The organism is Dickeya undicola, from assembly GCF_000784735.1.
Taxonomy (GTDB): domain Bacteria; phylum Pseudomonadota; class Gammaproteobacteria; order Enterobacterales; family Enterobacteriaceae; genus Dickeya; species Dickeya undicola.
In genome coordinates, this window is sequence record NZ_JSYG01000004.1 from 1 (window position 1) to 23,603 (window position 23,603).

At 54.6% G+C, this 23,603-nt stretch carries 18 protein-coding genes; 4 read left to right on the top strand and 14 right to left on the bottom strand.

All coding sequences use genetic code 11. The features are described from left to right. Positions 1-193 precede the first annotated feature (193 nt). From OB87_RS00940 to licT, 5 genes are all read right to left on the bottom strand, one after another. Positions 194-1,378, bottom strand: coding sequence for an alpha/beta hydrolase-fold protein (locus OB87_RS00940; RefSeq protein WP_050515599.1), 1,185 nt, complete (start codon positions 1,376-1,378; stop codon positions 194-196). Between the two features lie 57 nt (positions 1,379-1,435). Continuing rightward, positions 1,436-3,034 (bottom strand): carbohydrate porin, encoded by a 1,599-nt coding sequence (locus OB87_RS00945; protein WP_033567583.1) that lies wholly within the window; start codon positions 3,032-3,034, stop codon positions 1,436-1,438. 180 nt (positions 3,035-3,214) lie between these two features. Beyond that, positions 3,215-4,612: a glycoside hydrolase family 1 protein gene (locus OB87_RS00950; protein WP_033567584.1), complete on the bottom strand. Its 1,398-nt coding sequence runs from the start codon at positions 4,610-4,612 to the stop codon at positions 3,215-3,217. Between the two features lie 32 nt (positions 4,613-4,644). Then, a complete protein-coding gene (bglF, locus tag OB87_RS00955; protein WP_033567585.1) occupies positions 4,645-6,549 on the bottom strand; it encodes a PTS beta-glucoside transporter subunit IIABC in 1,905 nt (634 codons plus the stop codon). 283 nt (positions 6,550-6,832) lie between these two features. Continuing rightward, positions 6,833-7,684 carry a BglG family transcription antiterminator LicT gene (gene licT / locus OB87_RS00960; RefSeq protein ID WP_033567586.1) on the bottom strand — a complete coding sequence of 284 codons (852 nt, stop codon included), beginning with the start codon at positions 7,682-7,684 and terminating at the stop codon, positions 6,833-6,835. Between the two features lie 727 nt (positions 7,685-8,411). Between licT and pykF the strand changes: the two genes are divergently transcribed. Continuing rightward, positions 8,412-9,824 carry a pyruvate kinase PykF gene (pykF, locus tag OB87_RS00965; RefSeq protein WP_033567587.1) on the top strand — a complete coding sequence of 471 codons (1,413 nt, stop codon included), beginning with the start codon at positions 8,412-8,414 and terminating at the stop codon, positions 9,822-9,824. Between the two features lie 307 nt (positions 9,825-10,131). Beyond that, entirely contained in the window at positions 10,132-10,368 is a 237-nt protein-coding gene (locus tag OB87_RS00970; RefSeq protein WP_012769424.1) for a major outer membrane lipoprotein, read from the top strand. A 194-nt stretch (positions 10,369-10,562) separates the two neighbouring features. On the opposite strand, the gene OB87_RS00975 is transcribed toward OB87_RS00970, so the two are convergent. From OB87_RS00975 to sufA, 7 genes are all read right to left on the bottom strand, one after another. Continuing rightward, the gene (locus OB87_RS00975) at positions 10,563-11,561 is read right to left on the bottom strand and encodes a L,D-transpeptidase family protein (RefSeq protein WP_033567588.1); all 999 of its coding nucleotides are present in this window, start codon (positions 11,559-11,561) and stop codon (positions 10,563-10,565) included. Positions 11,562-11,802: 241 nt separating this feature from the next. Next, complete coding sequence (gene sufE, locus OB87_RS00980; RefSeq protein WP_033567589.1) at positions 11,803-12,219, bottom strand: cysteine desulfuration protein SufE; 417 nt, start codon at positions 12,217-12,219, stop codon at positions 11,803-11,805. A gap of 53 nt (positions 12,220-12,272) precedes the next feature. Then, complete coding sequence (gene sufS, locus OB87_RS00985) at positions 12,273-13,541, bottom strand: cysteine desulfurase SufS (protein WP_318026075.1); 1,269 nt, start codon at positions 13,539-13,541, stop codon at positions 12,273-12,275. After that, positions 13,538-14,830, bottom strand: a complete 1,293-nt coding sequence (sufD, locus tag OB87_RS00990; protein WP_033567590.1) for a Fe-S cluster assembly protein SufD — start codon at positions 14,828-14,830, stop codon at positions 13,538-13,540. The genes sufS and sufD overlap by 4 nt, the downstream gene beginning before the upstream one ends. Beyond that, positions 14,805-15,551: a Fe-S cluster assembly ATPase SufC gene (gene sufC, locus OB87_RS00995; RefSeq protein ID WP_022633952.1), complete on the bottom strand. Its 747-nt coding sequence runs from the start codon at positions 15,549-15,551 to the stop codon at positions 14,805-14,807. The genes sufD and sufC overlap by 26 nt, the downstream gene beginning before the upstream one ends. Positions 15,552-15,639: 88 nt before the next feature. Continuing rightward, on the bottom strand, positions 15,640-17,139 hold the full coding sequence (gene sufB, locus OB87_RS01000) for a Fe-S cluster assembly protein SufB (protein ID WP_033567591.1): 1,500 nt from the start codon (positions 17,137-17,139) through the stop codon (positions 15,640-15,642). A gap of 14 nt (positions 17,140-17,153) precedes the next feature. Further along, complete coding sequence (gene sufA, locus OB87_RS01005) at positions 17,154-17,525, bottom strand: Fe-S cluster assembly scaffold SufA (RefSeq protein WP_033567592.1); 372 nt, start codon at positions 17,523-17,525, stop codon at positions 17,154-17,156. A 547-nt stretch (positions 17,526-18,072) separates the two neighbouring features. Here sufA and OB87_RS01010 point away from each other — a divergent pair. Then, positions 18,073-18,474, top strand: coding sequence for a hypothetical protein (locus OB87_RS01010; RefSeq protein ID WP_033567593.1), 402 nt, complete (start codon positions 18,073-18,075; stop codon positions 18,472-18,474). 196 nt (positions 18,475-18,670) lie between these two features. Here the strand turns inward: OB87_RS01010 and OB87_RS01015 are convergent, their stop codons facing one another. Both OB87_RS01015 and ydiJ read right to left on the bottom strand, forming a co-directional pair. Continuing rightward, entirely contained in the window at positions 18,671-19,093 is a 423-nt protein-coding gene (locus OB87_RS01015) for a hotdog fold thioesterase (RefSeq protein WP_033567594.1), read from the bottom strand. After that, the gene (gene ydiJ, locus OB87_RS01020; RefSeq protein ID WP_033567945.1) at positions 19,093-22,152 is read right to left on the bottom strand and encodes a D-2-hydroxyglutarate dehydrogenase YdiJ; all 3,060 of its coding nucleotides are present in this window, start codon (positions 22,150-22,152) and stop codon (positions 19,093-19,095) included. The genes OB87_RS01015 and ydiJ overlap by 1 nt, the downstream gene beginning before the upstream one ends. A 340-nt stretch (positions 22,153-22,492) precedes the next feature. Between ydiJ and ydiK the strand changes: the two genes are divergently transcribed. Next, positions 22,493-23,593: an AI-2E family transporter YdiK gene (ydiK, locus tag OB87_RS01025; protein ID WP_033567595.1), complete on the top strand. Its 1,101-nt coding sequence runs from the start codon at positions 22,493-22,495 to the stop codon at positions 23,591-23,593. The last annotated feature ends 10 nt before the right edge of the window (positions 23,594-23,603 follow it).

Sequence of the window (23,603 nt, forward strand, 5' to 3'; positions counted from 1 at the left end):
TCGATTTATTCAACAAAGCCTCATGTTCTTAGTATCCCCATGATTTTGCTGTTAGCCCTCTCTTCAGGCGGGGTCGTCGGTTTTTTCACCCTACGGTCATGTATTATCTTTTGGCGCTATAAAAAATTGAACCTTAAATAGAAAAACGGGCAGGATACCCTGCCCGTTTCCATCGCAGACCTGACAACAGTGGTTATTTGAATACCTTCTGCACAAATTCGATGTATGCCGGTCGCCAGACATCCATTTCATGCCCTAAACCAGGATATTGCCGGTAATCGAATTTCACGCCGTTCTGTTCCAGTTGCGCTTTCAACCCGGCGATGTCCTTGCCGGTTACCGTATCCTTCTCACCCACCACCACGGTGAAATTGTGCAGTTGCTGATTAATGCCAGCAGCGTTGCCCAGCTGTGCCGTAACCTTCGCATTCGGCACCGTTTCGGTGGTCACGCCGCTGAACGTCGCCAGCCAACCGAAATACTCCAGGTGACTCATTCCGGACACCAGTGCCTGATAACCGCCTTGCGACAGCCCGGCGAGCGCCCGGCCGTCAGCATCGCGCCGGACATTAAACCGTTCGCTGACCAGCGGGATGATGTCGTGGATCAGTTCACGATCGGCTGCTGCCGCATTACGCGGGTAAAACGTCTTGCGCCGCTCTTTCGGTGGGAAATCCTCTGGGATGACGTCAACAGCATCGGTTTCGGTATCTGGGATCACGACCAGCATCGGCGTAATCTTTTTCTCCGCCAGCAGGTTATCCATAATCTGCGGAATGCGGCCCTGCGTGACGGCGGAATCTCCAGCATCACCAAACCCGTGGTAGAAATACAGCACCGGCAGCGGCTTGCCCGTTCCGGTGTAACCCGGCGGCGTCCAGACATAAACCTGCCGTTCAGATTTCAGCGACGCCGAGTGATAGGTAACGGTACGCAGTTCGCCATGCGGCACCGCTCGGGTATCCAGCACACTGCCCGGCACCAGAATCAGGCTGGTATTGACCTGACGCTGCGGCTTGGGCAATGCCGAACCGGTATCTATGCTGCGAAAACCATCCACATTGAAAAAGTATTCGTACAGGTTGGGCCGCTGCGGCTCGCTGCGCCACGACCACACCCCCAGATCGTTCTTCGTCATCGGGTGTGCGCCCCAGGTTTCCGGCGTTGCACCGGTCACCACACTGACCGATTTGGCGTCCGGCGCAAACAGCCGGAAGGTAATGCTGTTATCCGTGTTGACCTGCGACAGGTAGTGCCGGGTCGCCACGTCGGCACGCGGCAGCGCTGGAATAGCGCCCGATGCAGCCAACGCCGCCAGCGGCGCGGATAGACTCAGGGCACAGAGCAACAGGCACAGACGGGTTTTCCTGGTTTTCATTGTCGACCTCTTTTTTATGGGGACAGGGTAAAAACGGGTGGGCTGTGTCATGGTGACTTACCACCAGACCTCAGCCTGAACACCGGCGGTAAATTGGTTCTTTTTGCTATCAGCAAAGGTGAACTGATCCAGTTCGTTATCCAGCACCCGGATATAAGTACCGTAGAAGCGGATTTCCGGGCGGGAAGCCAGCATACTGGTGTCGACCTTGATGGTGTGGAACAGCGTGGTTTTATAGCCTGACTCGGTGAAATACTTCCCGGCCTGATTTTTGTTGGTCTGGCTGAAATAACCCAGCTCGACGCCGCTCTGATTGTAATTGCTCCAGATGTAAGCCGGTCTGACCACCGCACGCACGCTGTCAAAATCGGTATGAGCACCGGTGTCATAGCTATAGACATCCTGCCCACGGGTATACACCAACGCGTTAGCCATGATCACATCCGGGCGCAGGTACATTTCCCCTTGAGAAATCAGACGCAGTGCCGTGCCGCCGCTATGGTCGCCGTAGTATTTACCGTTCACCGCCACAAACGGGCTGGACCCGGCATAACGCGCCAGGCTGCTGGCAATCGAGTTATTGGCCATCTGGGCGGTGAATTCATTGAAACCGTTGTTCGGCAGAGCCTGACGCAGCACCACGCCCCCCAGCCAGGAGTCCTTCATCGGGAAATAGTTGTTGTTGGCTTCATTATTTTTCTGGGTGTTGTTTTTATTCGCCATCGCGTATTTCCCCAGCACCATCAGGCTGGCACCGTTCCATAACGGAATGCCTTTATAGCGTGCTTCTACCGCGTTGGTATTCATCTGCTGATATCGGGTCAAATCACGGTTATAGACATCGATATCTTCACGGGTCAGCGCGACATCAATAGCGCCAACGCCCGCCTTAATATTTTCGACCCCCACACCAGCGGCAGAGTCGGTTTTATTGCTCTTCCAGTCCAGCATTTGAATTTCATACACCGGTAACGCATGTTTACCGACCCAGAAATCCGCTTCCGGCGCAAACGGCAGGAACCCGGTAGTGGTGAGATAAATATCCGAGAACTGCAATTTGTTCTCATTGCTGCTGTCTTCACCGAACCAGCCGCCGGAATAGGATTGACCAACGTTACCGTCCAGTTTTATCACCCCATAGGCGGACTTGCCGTCTTTGTTAAATACCCGCTGTTTCAGGATTAAGTCATACCAACTGGTGTGTTCATTACCAAATCGCCCCAGCGACCCAATGGCCCAGGATTTGGGTGCCCCTTGCGACCCAGTGGCCCAACCGGAACGGAAATAACCGGAATAGGTAAAGCCGATATCCTCTTTTACATACTGGCTGAGTTCATGCAATGTCATGGACGCGCGACTGTCAGATGATACTGCCACAGGCGACAAGGCGTTATCTGCGATCGGCGTAGCGGTTTTCGCCGTACTGCCGGTATTCCCTTTATTATTTGTACTGGTAGCGGAATTATCCCTAACAAGAGTAATGGCTTTATTTTGCCGCTCCTGTTCTTTATAACGCTGTAGCTCCTGTTTCGTTTCCTGTAAATCTTTTTCCAGCGCCGCCAGCCGTTGTTCAACGGTTAAGGATGCTGCTGTGGAAATAAATGACATCGGATATAACAAGCTGGCTATCACCAAATAGCTATTTTTTATTTTCATATTCTCATTCCCGTCGGATAATCGGATACAGAAAAAAATAACAACTCACGCCCGCCAATTAACGGCGAGCGTCAACACCCTGCGGGTATTTCTACCCGCAGGTTGACTTCAGATATCTACCGTCATATTTCAAGTTGCAGGTTCGTTAATTTTCCTGCAATGCGAATGGTTTGAGGTGTATTAACGCGTCAGCGTTTTTCCGTGACTGGCAATAACCGACTGATACCAGTAAAAACTCTTTTTACGCCGACGCTCCAGCGAGCCCTGGCCGTTATCATCGCGGTCAACATAAATAAAGCCATAGCGTTTGGACATTTCGGCCTTCGACGCACTGACCAGGTCAATCGGCCCCCAACTGGTATATCCCAATACGTCAACACCGTCGGCAATGGCTTCACTGACCTGCACCAAATGATCATTCAGATAGCGAATCCGATAATCGTCGTTAATGTCGCCATTCTCTTCGAGTTTATCTTTCGCACCCAGACCGTTCTCAACAATAAATAACGGCTTTTGATAACGGTCGTACAAGAAATTCAGCAAATAACGCAGCCCCAGTGGATCTATCTGCCAGCCCCATTCAGAGCTTTCCAGATACGGGTTCGGCACCATATTCAAAATATTACCGCGCGTTTTTTCGAGCTGAGCTTCATCGGTGCTGACACACCCGGTCATGTAATAGCTGAAGGAAATAAAATCGACGGTAGATTGCAGATCCAGCGTATCCTGTGCGGTGATATTCAGCGTAATGCCCTGTTCCCGGAAATAACGATGCATATACCCCGGATACGCGCCGCGCACCTGCACATCGCCGAAAAACAACCATTCCCGGTTCTGGTGCAGGCTTTCCATCACATCTTCCGGCTTGCTGGTCAGCGGGTAGAGCATCGCCCCCAGCAGCATATTGCCGATCTGTGCATCCGGAATAATCTCGTGACAGGCCTTCACCGCTCGGGCGCTGGCGACCAATTGATGGTGGATCGCCTGATAAATCGCTGCTTTATCACTGTCCGACGGCAACCCTACACCGGTAAAGGGGGCATGTAGCGACATATTGATCTCGTTGAATGTCAGCCAACGTTTAACCTTGTGCCGATAACGCGTAAACACCGTGCGGGCATAACGCTCAAAGCAGTCGATGGTTAACCGGTTACCCCAGCCACCGTGTTTTGCCACCAGTCCATGCGGCATTTCATAATGTGACAACGTCACTAATGGCTGAATACCGTGCTTCGCCAGCTCGTCAAACAGTCGATCGTAAAATGCCAACCCCGCTTCATTCGGTTCGGCCTCGTCACCCTGCGGGAAAATACGTGTCCAGGCGATTGATATGCGTAGACAGGTAAACCCCATTTCGGCAAACAGCGCGATGTCTTGTGGATAGCGATGATAAAAATCAATCGCCACATCTTTGATACCACTATCGCCCGGCTGGCGCGTCACAATCTCGCCGAAAATGCCATGTGGCTGTAAATCCGATGTAGAAAGTCCTTTACCATCCGTCAGATAGGCACCTTCCACTTGATTGGCGGCAATCGCGCCGCCCCATAAAAAATGCGTCGGGAAAGGGTTGCTCATCACTCATCTCCTTTTTTCTGTTCAATAATCATTCAGTACACCAGGTGCGTCAGCGGTTCATTGGCGTCCACCTTGCCGCTGGCGACGGGTTCAACGCCGCGATAGTCTTCGCTGTTGGTAATCACAATAGGTGTGGTGAGGTCATAACCTGCCGCCTCAATGGCCGGGCCATCGAACTCCAATAGCAGGTCGCCCTGACGCACCACATCGCCAACACGCACATGCGGGGTAAAATAACGGCCATCCAGCCGGACGGTATCGATGCCGACATGCATCAGCACTTCGGCTCCCCCTCGCGAGGCCAGGCCAATGGCATGGTGGGTTTTAAACAGCGACGCCACGGTGCCATCTACCGGCGCGTACAGCCGTCCTTGTGTCGGACGAATGGCGATCCCTTTGCCCATCACACCGCTGGCAAAGGTACGGTCCGCCACCTGTTCCAGCGGCAATACCTCACCGGACAACGGGCTGAAAAGCGTCTCATCACGAACGACACCAGCACTGGCACTGTCTGGTGTAACGGCGGTGTCTGAGGCGCTGTTCGCCGCGACTGCCGGTTGCGTTTCATCTTTTGGCACGCCAAACACCCAACTACCCAAGGCAGCAAATACAAAGGCCACCAACGTACCGATGATTGCCGCCCAGATGCTCTGGTCCATACCGGTCGGTGGGATAACCTGAGTAAAGGAGAGTATGCTGGGAAAACCGAACGAATACATGGTGGTGTGCGCATATCCCATGACTGCCGCCCCTAACGCCCCACCGACACAACCGAAAATGAAGGGCCGACGCAACGGCAACGTCACACCGTACACGGCCGGTTCAGTAATCCCGAAAATCGCGGCGGAAAACGCCGACCCGGCAATACCTTTGCGTTTCAGGTCACGGGTACGCAGCAGCACGCCCAGCGTCGCCCCCGCCTGTCCCAACACCGCCGGTATCAGCAGCGGCAACAACGTATCCTGCCCGATCACACTAAAGTTGTTCAGCATCAGCGGCACAAAACCCCAGTGCAACCCGAAAATCACGCAAACCTCCCACAACGCCCCCACCACGGCACCGGCCAGCAGGGAATTCAGCCCGTACAGCCACTGGTATCCGCCCGCCAGCATCTGGCTCAGCCAGGTAGCCGTCGGTCCAATCAGCAAAAAGGTCAGCGGAACGCTAATGACAATACACAGCAACGGGGTAAAAAAATTGCGGATATTGGTGTGCAGCCAGCGGTTCAGCGGCTTCTCCAGCTTGCTGGATACCCAACTGGCAAATAAAATCGGAATAACCGAGGAGCTGTAATTAATAAAGGTAATCGGGACCCCCAGAAAATAGAGCGTTGAGTGATCCGGTGCCTGCATGGCGTTGAATGCGGCAATCATGCTCGGGTGTACCAGCGTGGCACCAATCACCAACGTGGTGAACGGATTACCCCCAAATTTCTTGCCAGCCGTATAACCCAGTACAATGGGGAAGAAATAAAATAGCGCGTCGCTGGCGGCGAACAACACTTTATACGTGCCGCTACTTTCCGATATAAATTGGGTGACAACACCCAGCGCCAGAAAACCTTTCAGGATCCCCGTTGCTGCCATCACACTGACAAAGGGGGTAAATATGCTGGAGATGACATCGATAAAACTGGCAAACAGGCTATTTTTCTTCTCCTCTTCCGGCGCAGCCGAGTCGCTAAAGCGGGCCATACCGTCAAGCGAAAGCAATGCCTGATAAACCTCAGCCACCTGATTGCCGACCACCACCTGAAACTGGCCGCCGCTTTCCACTACCATGATAATACCCGGATTGTTTTTCAGCGCATCGGCATTGGCGTGGGCATTATCCCTGAGTTTAAACCGCAGGCGCGTCGCACAATGTATCACGCTGATGATATTGTTCTTACCGCCTACGCTATCTCTTATTTCACTGGCTAATGTTTCGTAATTCATTGCTACATCCTTAATGCTCGACCCATGCCCGGAGAAAACCACTGAGTGACTGTCTCAGCACACCTCATTTTCAAGACAAAAAAAAACCTGAACCCTCTTCTTGCGGCACCAGGCTCGCAAAAAACGGTTCAGGTTTTGCCTGTATTTTCCACGTGGGATATACAGTCGCAATCCATATTTAACGCCTTACAGATTACCAGTGTGTTCTATCCTGACAAGTGCTTCACGTGGGTAATCTGTTATTTTGTGACATCCCGCAAACTTCGATTTTCCGCACACCAAATTACTCTGCCGCCTGCTCCTGTAATTCCGTGCGTACCCGTTCGATATGAATAGTCAGAAACATCAACTCTTCCTTGGTCAGGCTATAGTCGTAATGCAGCACGATGTGTTCCTGAATTTTTTCGGCACAGTGATACGCCAGCGTATATTTTGCTTTCACCACATCATGCAGCGATTCATCTTCACTAAATACCGACGAATGCCCTAATAAGCGCTGTGCAAAAAACTTCAGATGCGTCACAAACCGGTGATAACTGAATGCTTGCTCGTTATAGTCGAGATTCAACTGGTATTTGACGATATTCAGGATTTCCTGCATCACGCGGGTAATACGCATCACTTCAGGCATATGGCTGTCCAACTGGGCGTTAACCAGATGCAATGCAATAAAACCCGCTTCATCTTCCGGCAACCGGACCCCCAGACGCCGCTGGATAATGTCCAGCGCCTCCAGCCCGATGGCGAACTCTTTTTGATACAGCCGTTTGACCTCCCACAACAATCCATTGCGGATATCCACCCCTTGTCGGTGACGCTCGATGGCAAAGTGGCAATGGTCAGTCAATGAAATGTAGAGACTGTTCTGCAGGTTGCCACTCAGCTTTTCTTTCGCCAGCGCGATGATCCTATCCGCCGTGGTCACCACCTCCAGCGGGATGCGCTCCAGCACGTCGCTCAGGCGAGCGGTCAGCTCGCTACTGCGCAGAGAGAAGATTTTTTCGATAAGCGCGGCGTCTACCGTATCCCCTGGTCGTTTTTTGAACCCCAGTCCCCGCCCCATCACGACCTGTTCGTTATTCTGTTCATCCATCACCGTGACGACATTATTATTCAATATTTTGGCGATCTTCATTGTCTGACCCCTGAAAACAAAAAAACCAGACGCTCGCCGTAAACGCGAACATCTGGTTTTGCCTGCCGACGGCAGTAACAACCCTGGGTTGCTTACAGTCACGACACGATAACGTCACTGACCAGACACAACCTGCAAACGCTAACTTACCACTGGTGCGCAAGGGCTCAACCTCTCAATAACGGAAACGTGAGCGGGATCGACACAAACCCGGCAAGGCATGAATCCCCCCGTCAGGTTCCCGATAAAAAACAGGTCGGACAGCTGAGTGTAAACCCGCCGACAACGCCCCAACCGCCGGGTTCATTTCACACCGACAGGCAGATATTCTTCGTGCATTTGCGCAACAAGTTTGTGTAAAAACAATAAATCGCACATTTTTTTGCGCAAGAGCACGAAAATACGCGTTATCCTTCCGTTCAATGGCTTGTATCTCTTTGCCTGATAACTATAATACGGAACGTCGTTTCATTGAATGGTTTCAGCGAATCCACGTGCCACTGACAAAAATACAACTACTAACACAATCCTCAGGGATATTGCCGCCTCGCCCACTCTTGATTATGGGCAATATCCGCTCACGTGCTGCTTCACTCTCCCTCGTCTGTCACCATCTATACTTATCATTCTCTCGCAGTTGCAAACGTATTATCCCCGGAGGTTCAACTTCGGTTAACCGCCGGTCACCCTGTTTTTTTATCCATCACAACTTGTAGAAACTACCGTTATGAAAAAGACTAAAATCGTTTGTACCATCGGCCCGAAAACCGAATCAGAGGAAGTACTGGGCAAACTGCTGAACGCAGGCATGAATGTTATGCGCCTGAATTTCTCTCACGGTGACTACGCCGAACATGGTCAACGTATCAAGAACCTGCGCGCCATCACGGAAAAAACCGGCCTGAAAGCCGCTATCCTGCTGGATACCAAAGGCCCGGAAATCCGGACCATCAAGCTGGAAAATGGTGCCGACGTTTCCCTGACCGCCGGTCAGACCTTCACCTTCACTACCGACCAGAGCGTTATCGGTAATAAGGAATGTGTGGCGGTAACCTATGCTGGTTTTGCCAACGACCTGAGCGTCGGCAACACTGTACTGGTCGACGACGGCCTGATCGGTATGGAAGTTATCGAGATCAAAGGCGGCAACGTTATCTGTAAAGTGCTGAACAACGGCGATCTGGGTGAAAACAAAGGCGTTAACCTGCCGGGCGTTTCTATCCAGTTACCGGCGTTGGCGGAAAAAGACAAACGCGACCTGATTTTTGGTTGCGAACAAGGCGTCGATTTCGTAGCAGCCTCCTTTATCCGTAAACGTTCCGACGTGGAAGAGATCCGTGCCCACCTGAAGCAACACGGCGGCGAGCACATCCAGATCATCTCCAAAATTGAAAACCAGGAAGGTCTGAACAACTTCGACGACATTCTGGAAGCGTCTGACGGCATCATGGTCGCCCGTGGCGACCTGGGCGTTGAGATCCCGGTAGAAGAGGTGATCTTCGCTCAGAAGATGATGATCGAAAAATGCAACCGGGCTCGTAAAGTGGTCATCACCGCGACCCAGATGCTGGACTCGATGATCAAGAACCCGCGTCCGACTCGCGCTGAAGCCGGTGACGTTGCCAACGCCATCATCGACGGCACCGACGCGGTGATGCTGTCCGGCGAGAGCGCCAAAGGCAAATATCCACTGGAAGCGGTTACCATCATGGCAACCATTTGCGAACGCACAGACAAAGTGATGACATCGCGTCTGGATAAACTGCAGAACACCAGCAAACTGCGTATTACCGAAGCAGTGTGCCGCGGTGCGGTGGAAACAGCAGAGAAACTGGAAGCGCCGCTGATTGTCGTCGCTACCCAGGGCGGCAAATCCGCCAAATCCATCCGTAAGTACTTCCCGAACGCCCGCATTCTGGCGCTGACCACCAACGAAATCACCGCCCGCCAGCTGCTGCTGAGCAAAGGCGTGGAAACGCTGCTGGTGAAAGAGATCGCGTCTACCGATGATTTCTATCGCATTGGTAAGGAAGCCGCGCTGAAGAGCGGTTTCGCTCAGGAAGGCGACGTCGTGGTGATGGTTTCCGGTGCGCTGGTGCCGAGCGGCACCACCAATACCTCTTCGGTACACCGTCTGTAATTTGATAATGAGAATAATTCAAAGCGCCCTACGGGGCGCTTTTTATTTTGACGCCATATTCAGCGCTGATAAATCGCACAATCGGTTATACAAAAAAGGTATATCTACCGCCAGGAAGGTCGGAGGAATCTGATAAGATAGCGCTGTTTTCCTTACTTTTTTAACCAGTCTGTAAAACTCGATGATTCTTTGAGCGAACGATCAAAATTAAGCATGTTCCCATCAAAAATTTATTCTCATCAGAAAACGGTTTGTGTAATACTTGTAACGCTACATGGAGATTAACTCAATTTAGAGGGTATTAATAATGAATCGTACTAAACTGGTACTGGGCGCGGTAATCCTGGGTTCCACTCTGCTGGCTGGTTGCTCCAGCAATGCTAAACTGGATCAGCTGTCTTCTGACGTTTCTTCTCTGAACGAAAAAGTATCTGCTCTGACCAGCAAAGTTGACGCTCTGGCTACCGACGTGCAGGCTGCTAAAGATGACGCAGCTCGTGCTAACCAGCGCCTGGACAACCAGGTTCGTACTTACAAAAAGTAAGAACTGGTTGAATGAAAAATGGCGCACTCTGTGCGCCATTTTTTTTGCCCTTCCTTTGGTACTTATCACTCCCACCCTTCGTCTTTCTGAGCGTACCGCTCGTCACATTGACTATCGCCTTACTACTAAAAACCATCCTGACGAGTCAGAACGCCTGTTTATGACGTCCTGACACAGATAGTGATTAGGTGACGTTAATTCGACGGCGATGTCACCACCGCCGAGATCGGCGCGCTTTGTTGCTGTTGCAGCGGCTGATGGGGAACGCTCTGCCCGGCATTGACCAGCACCGGCATACCGGAACGGCGCACAATGGCCTCCTGAGCGGCTTCAGCATCGGTATCCGCATTGCGGACAAACGCTTTCATCTTCTGGCTCAGCGCAATAGGCATCGTCTGCGGGTCATCCTTATCGGTACGCGACAGCGGCTGATGCACTTCCACATAACGTTTCCCGTCAGGTTCCACCGCAACTTTGACCGGTTCATTGATGATCTGTACCCGTGTCCCTACCGGCACGTCATTAAACAGCGCTTCAATATCTTCCGGGCGCAGACGGATACAACCAGAACTCACCCGCATACCAATGCCGAAATCAGCATTCGTACCATGAATCGAGTACACGCCGCCGCTTTTCTCCAGCCGTAACGCGAACAGCCCCATCGGGTTGTCCGGCCCACCGGGCACGACGGCTGGTAACGTAACCCCCTGCTCCTTGTAGTGACGACGAATGTTGGCGGTAGGGATCCAGGTCGGGTTCGGACGCCGCTCGATAACGCGCGTCACCATCACCGGTGTATTACGACCAAGCTGACCGATGCCGATCGGATAAACGATCACCGTATTTTTCCCTTTCGGAAAATAGTACAACCGCAGTTCCGCCAGATTGACCACCACCCCTTCCCGCGGCGTATCCGGCAGCAACATCTGCAACGGAATCGTCAGGCTGGAACCCAGTTTGGGCAGGTAGGGGTCGGTGCCGGGGTTGGCTTCCAGCATCCCGAGCAGGCCAATTTTGAATTTGGAAGCAATGGTTTCCAGCGGATGCCCGTCATTGGGCACGGTATAGGTAATGTTTTCCCCAATCAGACGACTGTCAGGGGGTGGCAGAGGATATTCCGTCGCACTGGCAGACGGTATGCCCGCCAGACAGGAGGTAAACAATAATCCCACCAGGGTAAGCGCACGTTTCATTATCGGTTTCCTGTTTTACTGCTGAAGATCGGGTGAGCGACAAAGCGCAACACAAGGCCACACGCTAGAAAGGCATGGATGAATAGTCGTTGGCAGATGCCTTCTTTCTTATTCCTTATCAATAGGTTGAATCTCTTTTCATCATTGGAAACATCCAAGGATAAAAGCAGGTTAGCAGGAAATCCACCGGATGGATTCTGAAATGTGACCTGTCAGGGCGCAGGAGTCGCGCCCTGTGGCGTTACACGAACGCAGCCGCCCGCGCCCGCACGGCGCGCAGCATGGCTTCCAGCCCTTGAGAGCGTGATGGTGTCAGGTGCTGGGTCAGCGCCAGCGACGTGAAAAAGGGGCGCACATCCTGCCCGACAATCTCCTGGGCAGACAACCCCTGATACAGACTGAATACGATGGCTATCAATCCCTTGACGATAGCGGCATCACTGTCACCGTGCAGCACTACGTTGCCCTGCTCGTCACAGGTCAGGTCGATCCACACCTGACTTTGGCAACCGGCCACCCGATTGCCGTCCTGACGCTGTGCGTCGCTCAGCGGTGCCAGAGCGGTCCCCAATTCAATAATATAGAGGTACTTCTCTTCCCAGTTGCTGCAACGGGAAAAATTCCGCAGCAGTTTCTGCGGATCCGGTAGTTGCGCCATAGCCCTTTTCACCCTAACAGTTGGCACCCAAAACAATGACTTTCGCCGTCACTTCACTCCCCCAAGAGACGATGTATACGGTGTAGGCCCGCCACTAATCGGTCAATCTCATCCTGACAGGAATAGAGCGCCAGCGAGGCGCGGCACATGCTGGGTACGCCATAATGGCTCATCAGCGGCATGGCGCAATGGTGGCCGGTGCGAATGGCGATGCCGTACTGGTCGAGGAAGCTGCCAACGTCAAACGCATGGTGACGCCCCAGATTAAAGGCGATCACCCCCTGGCGATGCGCCGGACCGTACAAACGAAGCGTCGGCACCTCAGCCAGCGACGCCAGCGCGTAGCGCATCAGTTGCTCCTCATGTGCCCCAATCGCCGCCATCCCCAGCGCGGAGACATAATCCAGCGCCGCCCCCAGGCCGATAATCCCGGCAATATGCGGCGATCCCGCCTCAAAGCGCCACGGCGGGTCAGCATAGGTAGTCCCCTGCGTCAGGCTGACCTCGCGGATCATGGCACCGCCACCTTCCCACGGTGGCATCGCCTGCAATAGCTCGCTTTTGCCGTACAGCACGCCAATGCCTGACGGACCGTACAGTTTGTGGCCGGAAAAGGCGTAGAAATCACAATCCAGTGCCTGTACATCAACCGATTGGTGCATCACCGCCTGCGCACCGTCTACCAGCACTTTCGCGCCACAGGCATGTGCCTGACGGACGATCTCCGATAGCGGGTTAACCGTGCCCAGCACGTTGGAAACCTGTGTCACCGCCACCAGCCGGGTACGCTCATCCAGCAATGCCGGCAGTTGCGCCATGTCCAGTTCGCCGTCATCGGTGATCGGCAAAATGCGCAGCGTTAACCCGCGCGCCTGCGCCAACATCTGCCAGGGCACGATATTGGCATGGTGCTCCATTTCACTGATCACCAGGTTATCACCAGGCTGAAACGCGATACGCCCATAACTGTTGGCCACCAGATTGATCGCTTCAGTGGTGCCGCGCACAAACACGACGTTCTCCGCCGAAGCGGCATGGATAAAGGTGGCGACCTTCGCCCTCACCTCTTCCATCGCGCTGGTGGCGCGGGCACTCAGGGTATGAATGCCGCGGTGCACCGCCGCGTAGTCGTGCAGGTAAAAATCCCGTTCACGGTCGATAACCGCCAGCGGTTTCTGCGCACTGGCGGCGCTGTCCAGATAGGCCAGCGGCTGCCCGTTAACCGATTGCTGCAAAATAGGAAAATCCGCCCGCACGCGATCGATAGGGTAATGGTCGACAGGATGATGACCGATAGAGTGATGATCAGTAGGACAATTCACGCCGTTTCCCCTCCCAGTGCCTGCAAGCGCCGGGCTACTCGTTCCAGCACCGCATCACGCAGTGCGTCATCGCGGATCGCTTCCGTCAATTCAGCAGCAAACGCGAAGATAATCATCTGTTGCGCCGCCTGTTCATCGATACCGCGTGAACGCAGATAAAACAGTTGTTCTTCGTCGATGCGCCCGACCGTCGCACCGTGGCTACATTTCACGTCATCGGCATAGATTTCCAGTTGAGGCTTGGTGTCTACCTCCGCCAGTCGCCCTAACAACAGGTTGTTGTTGGTCATCTTGCCGTCGGTTTTCAGTGCGCCAGGTGCCACCTTGATCAAGCCGTTAAACACGCCGCGCGCCCGATCGCGCACAATGGCCTTGTGCAACTGGCGGCTTTCGCCAAACCCCTGATTGTGTTCCAGATAAGTGCGGGTATCGCAGACGTCGTTACCGGTCGGCACCATCAGGCTATTCATCGATAACATCACGCCTTCGCCGTTAATCTGCGCGCTGGTGTGATGGCGGGTCAGCCCGGCCCCCAGCAAAAAGCTGTGGCTGCGCAGTTGCGCAGCGCGCGCCAGCCGTAAGTCATTGTGAGCGAAGTGATAACTGTCGGCGGCTTCGAACCCCAGCTTGTAGTGTTCGGTGTGGCTGTTCTCACCCGCATCGAGGGTCAAACGCGCACCGCTAAAGTGAGTGGCACCGTCCAGACTGGCGTAATGCTCGATCAGCGTGGCGCTGGCCCCCTCACCGATACGCACGTGATGACGATAATGCAGCGTGTTGAGCGCCGCTGACCGACCACTGCTGATATGCAGCAGATAGAGCGGCTTCTCCGCCGTTACGCCGTTGTTGACCTGAATCAGCGTCTGTTCCGTCGCCAGGCTCTCCGTCAGGTGCAAAAACACCTCCGGCTGAATGGGTGGCAAGCCAGCTTGTCGCCGGGCTGACGGAATCACTTCCACCTGATACGACCCGGTATCGGCGTCGCTCAGCGCGCGGCACAAACGCCCGTCGACAAACACCAATCGCCAGCCGTCGACCGGCAGCGCCAGCGCGTCGCGCTGTGTCGGCGTGACTTCGCTTTCGGTCGCTACCGTGGTGAATTGATGTTCAAGCAACCGCTCCAGCGGGGTGTACTTCCAGTGCTCCAGCTTGCGGTGGGGAACCCCCAACTGCATCACCTGTTGCCAGTGCTGCTGTGCTTCATCGGCACGCGGTGCTGCGGTGTCAAACAGGCGTTGCCACTGCTGCAACGCCTGTTGCGCTTTACTGTTGGTCGGTAAGCCAGCCATAGCCTTGCTCCTCCAACTGTTTCACCAGCGAGAAATCCCCAGACTTCACGATTCGCCCCTGATAGAGCACATGCACGTAATCCGGCCGGATATAGTCCAGAATGCGCTGGTAATGGGTGACGATGATAAAGGCGCGCTTGCCGTCGCGCAGCGCGTTGACGCCGCCGGAGACGATTTTCAGCGCATCAATGTCCAGCCCGGAGTCAGTTTCATCCAGAATGCACAGCTCAGGCTCCAGTACCGCCATTTGCAGAATATCGTTGCGCTTTTTCTCACCACCGGAAAAACCGACGTTGACCGAACGCGTCAGCAGGTCGTCTGGCATGTTCAGCAGCCGGATTTTATCGTCGATGAAATCCTCGAAATCGAACCGGTCCAGCGTCGGTTGCTGGCGATAGGCGCGCACGGCGTTCAGCGCGGTTTGCAGGAAAAAGCGGTTGCTGACGCCGGGGATTTCCACCGGGTACTGAAACGCCATGAAAATCCCTTCGCCGGCCCGCTCTTCCGGCGACAGTTCCAGCAGATCTTTGCCCTTGAAACGCAGCGACCCGCCGGTCACCTCATAGTCCTCGCGCCCAGCCAGCGTGGCGGACAGGGTACTCTTGCCCGAGCCGTTCGGCCCCATGATGGCGTGAACCTCGCCTGGGTTAACCTGTAAGTTCAAGCCGTTGATGATCGGTTTGTCTTCGACGCTGACGTTCAAGTTTTCAATCGTTAACATACTCTTACCCTTCCGGCGTCTTAGCTGACGCTCATGATTATCGACACCGCAACGCGGTGCATGGCGTACCCTGGTGTTCGCGCATTCATCAGCCCACACTGTGTTCGAGGCTGATGGACAGCAATTTCTGGGCTTCCACCGCAAACTCCAATGGCAGCTCCGAGAACACGTCTTTACAGAAGCCGTTGACTATCATTGAGATAGCATCGTCTTCGCTGATACCGCGTTGCAGGCAATAGAACAGTTGATCCTCACCGATGCGCGAGGTGGTGGCCTCGTGTTCCAGTTGCGCGCTGTTATTCCTCACCTCTACGTAGGGAAAGGTGTGCGCACCGCAGTCACTGCCGATCAACATCGAGTCACACTGGGTGAAATTGCGGGCATTGGTAGCACTGGGCATGATTTTCACCAGCCCGCGATAGGTGTTCTCGCTGCGCCCGGCGGAAATGCCTTTGGCGATGATGGTCGAACGAGTGTTCTTACCGATATGAATCATCTTGGTGCCGGTATCCGCCTGCTGATAACCGCTGGTCAGGGCCACCGAGAAGAATTCGCCCACCGAGTAGTCACCACGCAAAATGACGCTTGGGTATTTCCAGGTGATCGCCGACCCGGTTTCCGATTGCGTCCACGACATACGTGAATGATCGCCAGCACACAGCGCACGTTTGGTTACGAAGTTGAGAATGCCACCTTCGCTGCCCTGACCGGAGAACCAGTTCTGTACCGTGGAATATTTCACTTCGGCATTCTTGTTGACGATCACCTCCACCACCGCAGCATGAAGTTGATAGCTATCGCGCACCGGTGCCGAACACCCCTCGATATAGCTGACATAGCTGTCGTCATCGGCAATCAAAATAGTGCGCTCGAACTGACCGGTCTTGGCAGCGTTGATGCGGAAATAGGTCGATAACTCCATCGGGCAGCGCACCCCTTTCGGGATGTAAACAAAGGTGCCGTCCGAGGCCACCGCGGCGTTCAGTGCGGCGAAGAAATTGTCGTTGGCGGGCACCACCGTGCCCAGATACTGGCGCACCAGCTCCGGATGTTCCTGAATCGCTTCGCTGAACGAACAGAAAATAATGCCCTGTTTCGCCAGTTCATCCCGATAGGTAGTGGCAACGGATACCGAATCGAAAATGGCGTCAACCGCCACCTCTTTGCCTTCACGTACCGGCACGCCCAGTTTGTCGAAGGCATCTTCGACTTCACGGGTCAGGTAATTATGGTGGGCAACCTCGTCAGCAGGCTGTTGCTGCGCCCCCGGTTGGGAACCACAACTGTCGTCACACTGCCCGCAGGAGGGCGCGGAATAATAGCTGTAGTCCTGATAGTTCAGCCGCTCGTAATGCGCCTTCAGCCAGTGCGGTTCCTCCATCTGCAACCAGGCTCGGTAGGCGCTGAGCCGGAACGCCAGCATCCACTCAGGCTCATTGCGTCTGGCGGAAATCGCCCGCACCACGTCTTCATTGATGCCGTGGGCCAGTTGGTCCATCGCCAATTCGGTGAAAAAGCCTTCTTTGTAACGGCCGTCATCGAGCCAGGTCTGAACATCATCGGATACGTCTACATTACTACGCGCCATAATCGTGTCGCCGCTTAAAGCCCAAAACTTTCGCCACACCCACAGGCATGTCGGGCTTTGGGATTGTTGAACTTGAATACCTGATTGATGCCTTCCTGCACAAAGTCGACTTCCGTGCCGTCGAGAAACGGCATCGCCTTGAGCGGAATGAACAATCGCGCACCGTCGCGCTGATAGAGCAGATCGGTAGTGTCAGGCTGATGCACCAGTTCCAGTACGTAACCGAACCCCGCACATCCCGACTGCTTAACCGCCAGCCGGATGCCCTGCACCGACGCATCCCGCCGCATCAGGTTATTGATATGGGCCACGGCGCTATCGGTCAGCGTCAATCCCTGCCATGACTGTTCATCCAGTGAAAATGTTTCTACATCGTGCGTTTGCATCGGGATCACCTCGCTTGCTGTTGTTGCCCCCCGCACGGTGGGCAGTGATACCGACCGCATGACATCCGTTTCCTTCGGCTTGATCGATTCGGATATCGATACTGTCAGAACTCACACAATGTTAATGATAATTATTACTACATCAACCGGGTGATTGTGGGGGCTTTTCCTGATAATCATGGGCTTGTCCCGGTGATAGGGGCGATATACCTGCTATACAGCCCATTTATTCACCACTTACCGCCATAAATCCAGTCAACACCTATTGATATAGCAAAAATTGATAATTTATACCTATGGTTTTACCTGTTGGTGCTATCAACATTTTCTTATCATCAGTATAACACTCCTGAATCAGTCTATTTTCTGAACACTTCTGCCATGCCCAATTTTTCCACGGCGCGCGCACAAGGCTAAATCCAACCTGCTTCGTGCAGAAAATGCGATCGCCGTCGCCGCTTACCCATGAAGACGTACAGGAAGCGTTGCATGATGAAGCACTTAAAAATATGATAATGATTCTTATTTAATTAATGAGGTGTCGAACATGTTCCCGTTCAAAGCCTGGCTGCAAACGCGAATTGATGACTATCGACGACAATTGCGGAATGCCACGATGGAGTTTTATCTGGCAGAGTTGTCGCTGGGGCAGGATGACGGCGAGATCGGCGAATTACGGCACTACTACCTGACCGGTATTCACATGGCGGAGCTGAGCCAGCAGCAAGGCGACGAAAACAGTTACCTGTTCAGCCTGATCAAGATCCACCAGCAACTGATTCATGAAATCAATAATGCCGAGCGCGACCACCTGTTCAGGGTGCAGAGTTACTGCTTTGCACGCCAAACATTGCATCGCATCTGTACCCAGTTCAGCCTGATGGGGAACTGGGACAAAGCCACTGCGTTTCAAACCGATTTTATGCAGCGAGTGGCGTTTATCCCCTGAAGGCTTATACCCGTCATACTTCAAGTTGCAGGTGTGTTGGCTGCGTTCGTTCACCCGAATCACTTACCTGAGTAAGCTCATCGGGATTCACTCACTTGCCGCCTTCCTGCAACTCGAATTATTTTGGGTATATACTCTGAAGAGAGAGAGGCTGCCGGGCCGGGTGCCCGACAGCCACAGAGCGAGTGGTGGGTAGTCAGGCGTCCGGCGTGATCACCGCCGTAGTCAAACGGGAGGTGCAGCACAGCCGATCCCGACTGTCAAAAATATCAATCTGCCAGACCTGCATCCGTTTGCCGGTGTGCAGCGCACGGCAAACACCGCGTACCTCACCTTCCGTTACCGCACGCAGATGGTTGGCGTTGATTTCCACCCCTACCACCCGTTGCTCACCTTCCGAACACAGATAACCGGCGATCGACCCCAGCGATTCCGCCAACGTCACCGATGCACCGCCATGCAGTAGCCCGAAAGGTTGGCGCGTGCGACTATCCACCGGCATCACGCCTTCCAGCGTATCGTCGGTCAGGCGCGTCATGCGGATGCCGATATGACCGGCCATGCCGCCCATCGCCATCTGATTCAACTGCTCAATATCTACGGTACGTTTCCACAGCATCACACCAGCTCCAGCAACGCCTGCAACGGATGTTTTAATCCACGCCCTTCCATACGCTTAACCTGACTGCGGCAGGAGTAGCCGGTCGTCAGGCAGCGCGCCTGCGGCAACCGTTGCAGGGACGGCTGCCAGGAGAGAGCATAGATCCCCTGAGAATTGACCAGGTTGCGGGTTTCATGACCATAAGTACCGGCCATACCGCAGCAACCGACGCTGATATTTTCTAACCGGGCACCAAAATGCGCGAAAATAGCCGCCCACTGCTGCCCACTGGTCGGCAGTGCCGTGGTTTCTGTACAGTGACCGAACAGATACCACGGCTCGTCGCGTAGCGCCGCAGCCCGGTCATCACGACCGTTCAGCAACGGCATGAGCCATTCATGCACCAGCTGTACCTGAAAATCGCCACGCTGCTCGCCCAGCACTTCCCGGTACTCATCCCGGTAGCACAGCACCAGCGCCGGATCGACACCCACCATCGGCAGCCCAAGGCGAGCCACCCGGTTGAGGAATTCCGCAGTCTTACCGGCAGTTTTGGCAAAGCGTTGCAGGAAGCCTTTGATATGCTGCGGCTTACCATTCGGCGAAAACGGCAGCAGTACCGGCCGTAGCCCCAGCTTTTCCACCAGCCGGACAAAATCCGCCACTACCTGCGCATCGTAATAACTGGTAAACGGATCCTGCACGATCAGTACATGATCGGCACGCGCCTGCGGCGACATCTGCTCCAGCTGTTCCAGCGTGGTGGTCATCACCCGGTGGCCGACAAATTGCTGGCGCAGCGACGGTGTAGACAGCAACGGCAAATCAACCATACCGATGAACGTGCGGCTGACCGCATTCACCCACGGCTGGCGCAGGAAAAAGTTGAAGGTTTTCGGGCTGTGCGCCATCAGCGGTGCGTAGCTTTCCACACCGGCCACCAGATAATCTCGCGCCGGGCGCAGATAGCGGGTGTGGTACAGCTGTAGGAAACGCGCACGAAAACCGGGAACGTCAATCTTGATCGGGCACTGGGTGGAGCAGGCTTTACAGGCCAGGCAGCCGGACATCGCCTCTTTGACTTCGTGCGAGAAGTCATACACGCCTTGACGGGCAGCCAGCGTGTTGCGGGTTTTGGCGATCAGCCCACGCAAACTGACACGCTGCTGCGGTAGCGCGCTTTCCAGCACCAGCGGATCCACGCCCTGTTCCGACAGCAGTCGCAACCACTCGCGCACCAGCGTGGCGCGGCCTTTGGGCGAATGGATACGGTTGCCGGTGATTTTCATCGACGGACACATCGGGCTGCGGGTATCGAAGTTGAAGCACAGGCCGTTGCCGTTGCACTCCATCGCGCCACGGTACGCGGTGCGCACCGTCAGCGGAATCTGCCGATCGTAAGTACCGCGTTTCACCGCATCCACCTGCATCATCGGCGCATCCACGCCCAGCGGCGCACAAATTTTTCCGGGGTTGAGGCGGTTATCCGGGTCGAACGCCGCTTTGACCCGGCGCAACTCGTCATACAGTTCCGGCCCGAAGAATGCCGGGCTGTATTCGGCGCGGAAACCCTTGCCGTGTTCGCCCCATAGCAAACCGCCATATTTAGCGGTCAGCGCCACGACCTGATCGGACAGTTGCTTCATCAGCACTTCCTGCTGCGGGTCGCACATGTCCAGTGCCGGACGCACATGCAGCACACCGGCATCCACATGACCAAACATGCCGTAACTCAAATGGTGACTGTCTAACAGCGCACGAAACTCGGCGATGTAATCCGCCAGGTGCTGAGGCGGCACGCAGGTATCTTCAGCAAACGGAATCGGTTTCGCCAACCCTTTGCTGTTGCCCAGCAAGCCAACGGCTTTCTTGCGCATACCGTAAATGCGCTCGATACCCGCCAGATCGCGGCAAATCTGGTAACCGATCACCCCCGCCTCGCGGGCAGCCAGCAACCCATCCAGACGTTCGCACAACGACGCCACTTGACTGTCGATAAGCGGCTCGTCATCACCGGCAAACTCGACAATGTTCAGCCCCAGCATCTCCTCGCCGGGCACATCGGTAATCAGTTCACTCACCGAGTGCCACACAATGTCTTCGCGTGCCAGATTCAGCACCTTCGAGTCCACGGTTTCTACCGACAACGCCCGCGCCTCCACCATAAAGGGGGCGTTACGCAGCGCAGAGTCAAACGAATCATATTTGACATTGACCAGCCGCCGCACTTTGGGCAACGGCGTGATATCCAGTTTCGCTTCGGTAATAAACGCCAGTGTCCCTTCGGCCCCCGTCAGGATACGAGTCAGGTCAAACGTTTGCATATCATCGCTGAAAACATGCCGCAAATCGTAACCAGTCAGGAAGCGGTTCAGTTTGGGGAACTTTTCTATAATCAGCTCGCGGCGTTCACGACAACGATGCAATACGGTGTGATAAATGCGACCGATCGGCGAATCGTCCTGCGCCAGTTGTTCCGCCAGCGCCACCGGCATCGCCTGGGTATCCAGCAGTTCGCCACCAGGCAGCACCGCGCGTAGCCCCAGTACATGATCCGAGGTTTTGCCATACACCAACGACCCCTGCCCCGAGGCGTCGGTATTGATCATGCCGCCAAGCGTGGCGCGGTTGCTGGTAGACAATTCCGGTGCGAAAAAGTAGCCGAACGGCTTGAGGTACTGGTTCAGTTGATCCTTGATAACCCCGGCTTCCACCCGTACCCAACCCTGCTCTGGATTGATTTCCAGAATGCGGTTCATGTAGCGGGACATATCCACCACAATGCCATGATTGAGCGCCTGCCCGTTGGTGCCGGTGCCGCCGCCGCGCGGCGTGAAGACCAGCTCGCGAAAGCGCGCCTCATCAGCCAGACGGGCCAATAACGCCACGTCAGCGGTAGAACGGGGGAAAACCACCGCATCCGGCAGCAGTTGATAGATACTGTTATCCGTCGCCATCGTCAGGCGGTCGGCGTACTGTGTGGCGATATCGCCGGTAAAACCGTTTTGCTTCAAGGCTTCCAAAAAGCTCAGCACCGGTTGAACGATTCCCGGTGCTTGTGTGATCTGTGGGATCATTATGTGTTGACCCTGTCCGTGCGAGAGGTGTTTGCCAATAAACCCAATACCGGCAGGCGACGCGTAGGCCATCCGCGGCCCCTTCGTTTTATCACATTTCCCCCGGCAGTGCGTTAATGGATCAATAAAAACTTAGGGTTGCGGCGACAAACGCCCCCGCAACAGGCCATTGATGATTCGCTCGCCCAGTCAGGAATCACTGTGCAAACCAGCAGAAATCACGCATGATAAATTCTGGCTTAAATCCTTCGCATTATCAGCCATCATGGACGACAGTCAGCCCCGTTTTCATCATTTTGCGTTAGGCCTGTCGCCTGAATTAACGAGGTAACCTCTCTTGATGAAGCAACCGCAGTCACAGCGATTCGATCTCGCGCGAATCCTGTTCAGTTTGTTGTTTATTGGTATTCTGATTATTGCCTGTTTCTGGGTGGTACAACCGTTTATCCTCGGCTTTGCCTGGGCCAGTATGGTGGTTATCGCCACCTGGCCGCTATTAATCCGTCTGCAACAGATGCTCTGGGGATCTCGTTCTCTGGCCGTTATCGTCATGACGATACTGCTGGTGCTGCTGTTCGTGTTTCCGACCTCAATTCTGGTCAGTAGCGTAATTGATAACGCGTCGAATCTGATTAGCTGGATAGGCGCGCAAGGGCGGATTACCCCGCCAGAGCTGGACTGGCTACAGTCCATCCCGTTGGTGGGTGCCAAGTTGCACAGTAATTGGCATTCGCTGGCACACAGCGGCGGTCCGGCACTGATGGCCAAAATCCAGCCCTATATCGGCCAGACCGCCTCCTGGGTGGTATCACAGGCGGCGCATATCGGCCGTTTCCTGATGCACTGTGCCCTGATGGTGCTGTTCAGCGTGCTGCTGTATAGCAAGGGTGACCAGGTCGCACTGGGCGTGCGCCGTTTCGCTATTCGCCTCGGGAGCCAGGGCGGTGACTCGGCGGTGATTCTGGCGGCGCAAGCCATCCGTGCGGTCGCACTGGGCGTTGTTGTGACGGCGATTGTACAGTCGATACTGGGTGGTATTGGCCTGGCGTTGGCCGGGATTCCCTACACCACGCTGCTTACGGTGCTGATGTTTCTGTCCTGCGTGGCACAAATCGGCCCGCTGACAGTGCTGGTTCCCGCCATTATCTGGCTTTACTGGAGCGGTGATACCACCTGGGGCACCGTCTTGCTGATCTGGAGCTGCGTGGTCGGCACGCTGGACAACATCATTCGCCCGTTGCTGATTCGTATGGGCGCTGACTTGCCGATGTTGCTGATTCTGTCCGGCGTGATCGGTGGCTTGCTGGCGTTCGGGATGATTGGGCTGTTTATTGGCCCGGTCGTGCTGGCGGTATCTTATCGTCTGCTGTCGGCCTGGATGAAAGCGTCTCCGGAACCGCAGCCGATCCGCGTGATGTCTCACCACCACAAGAAGCCCTGATTTTCACATC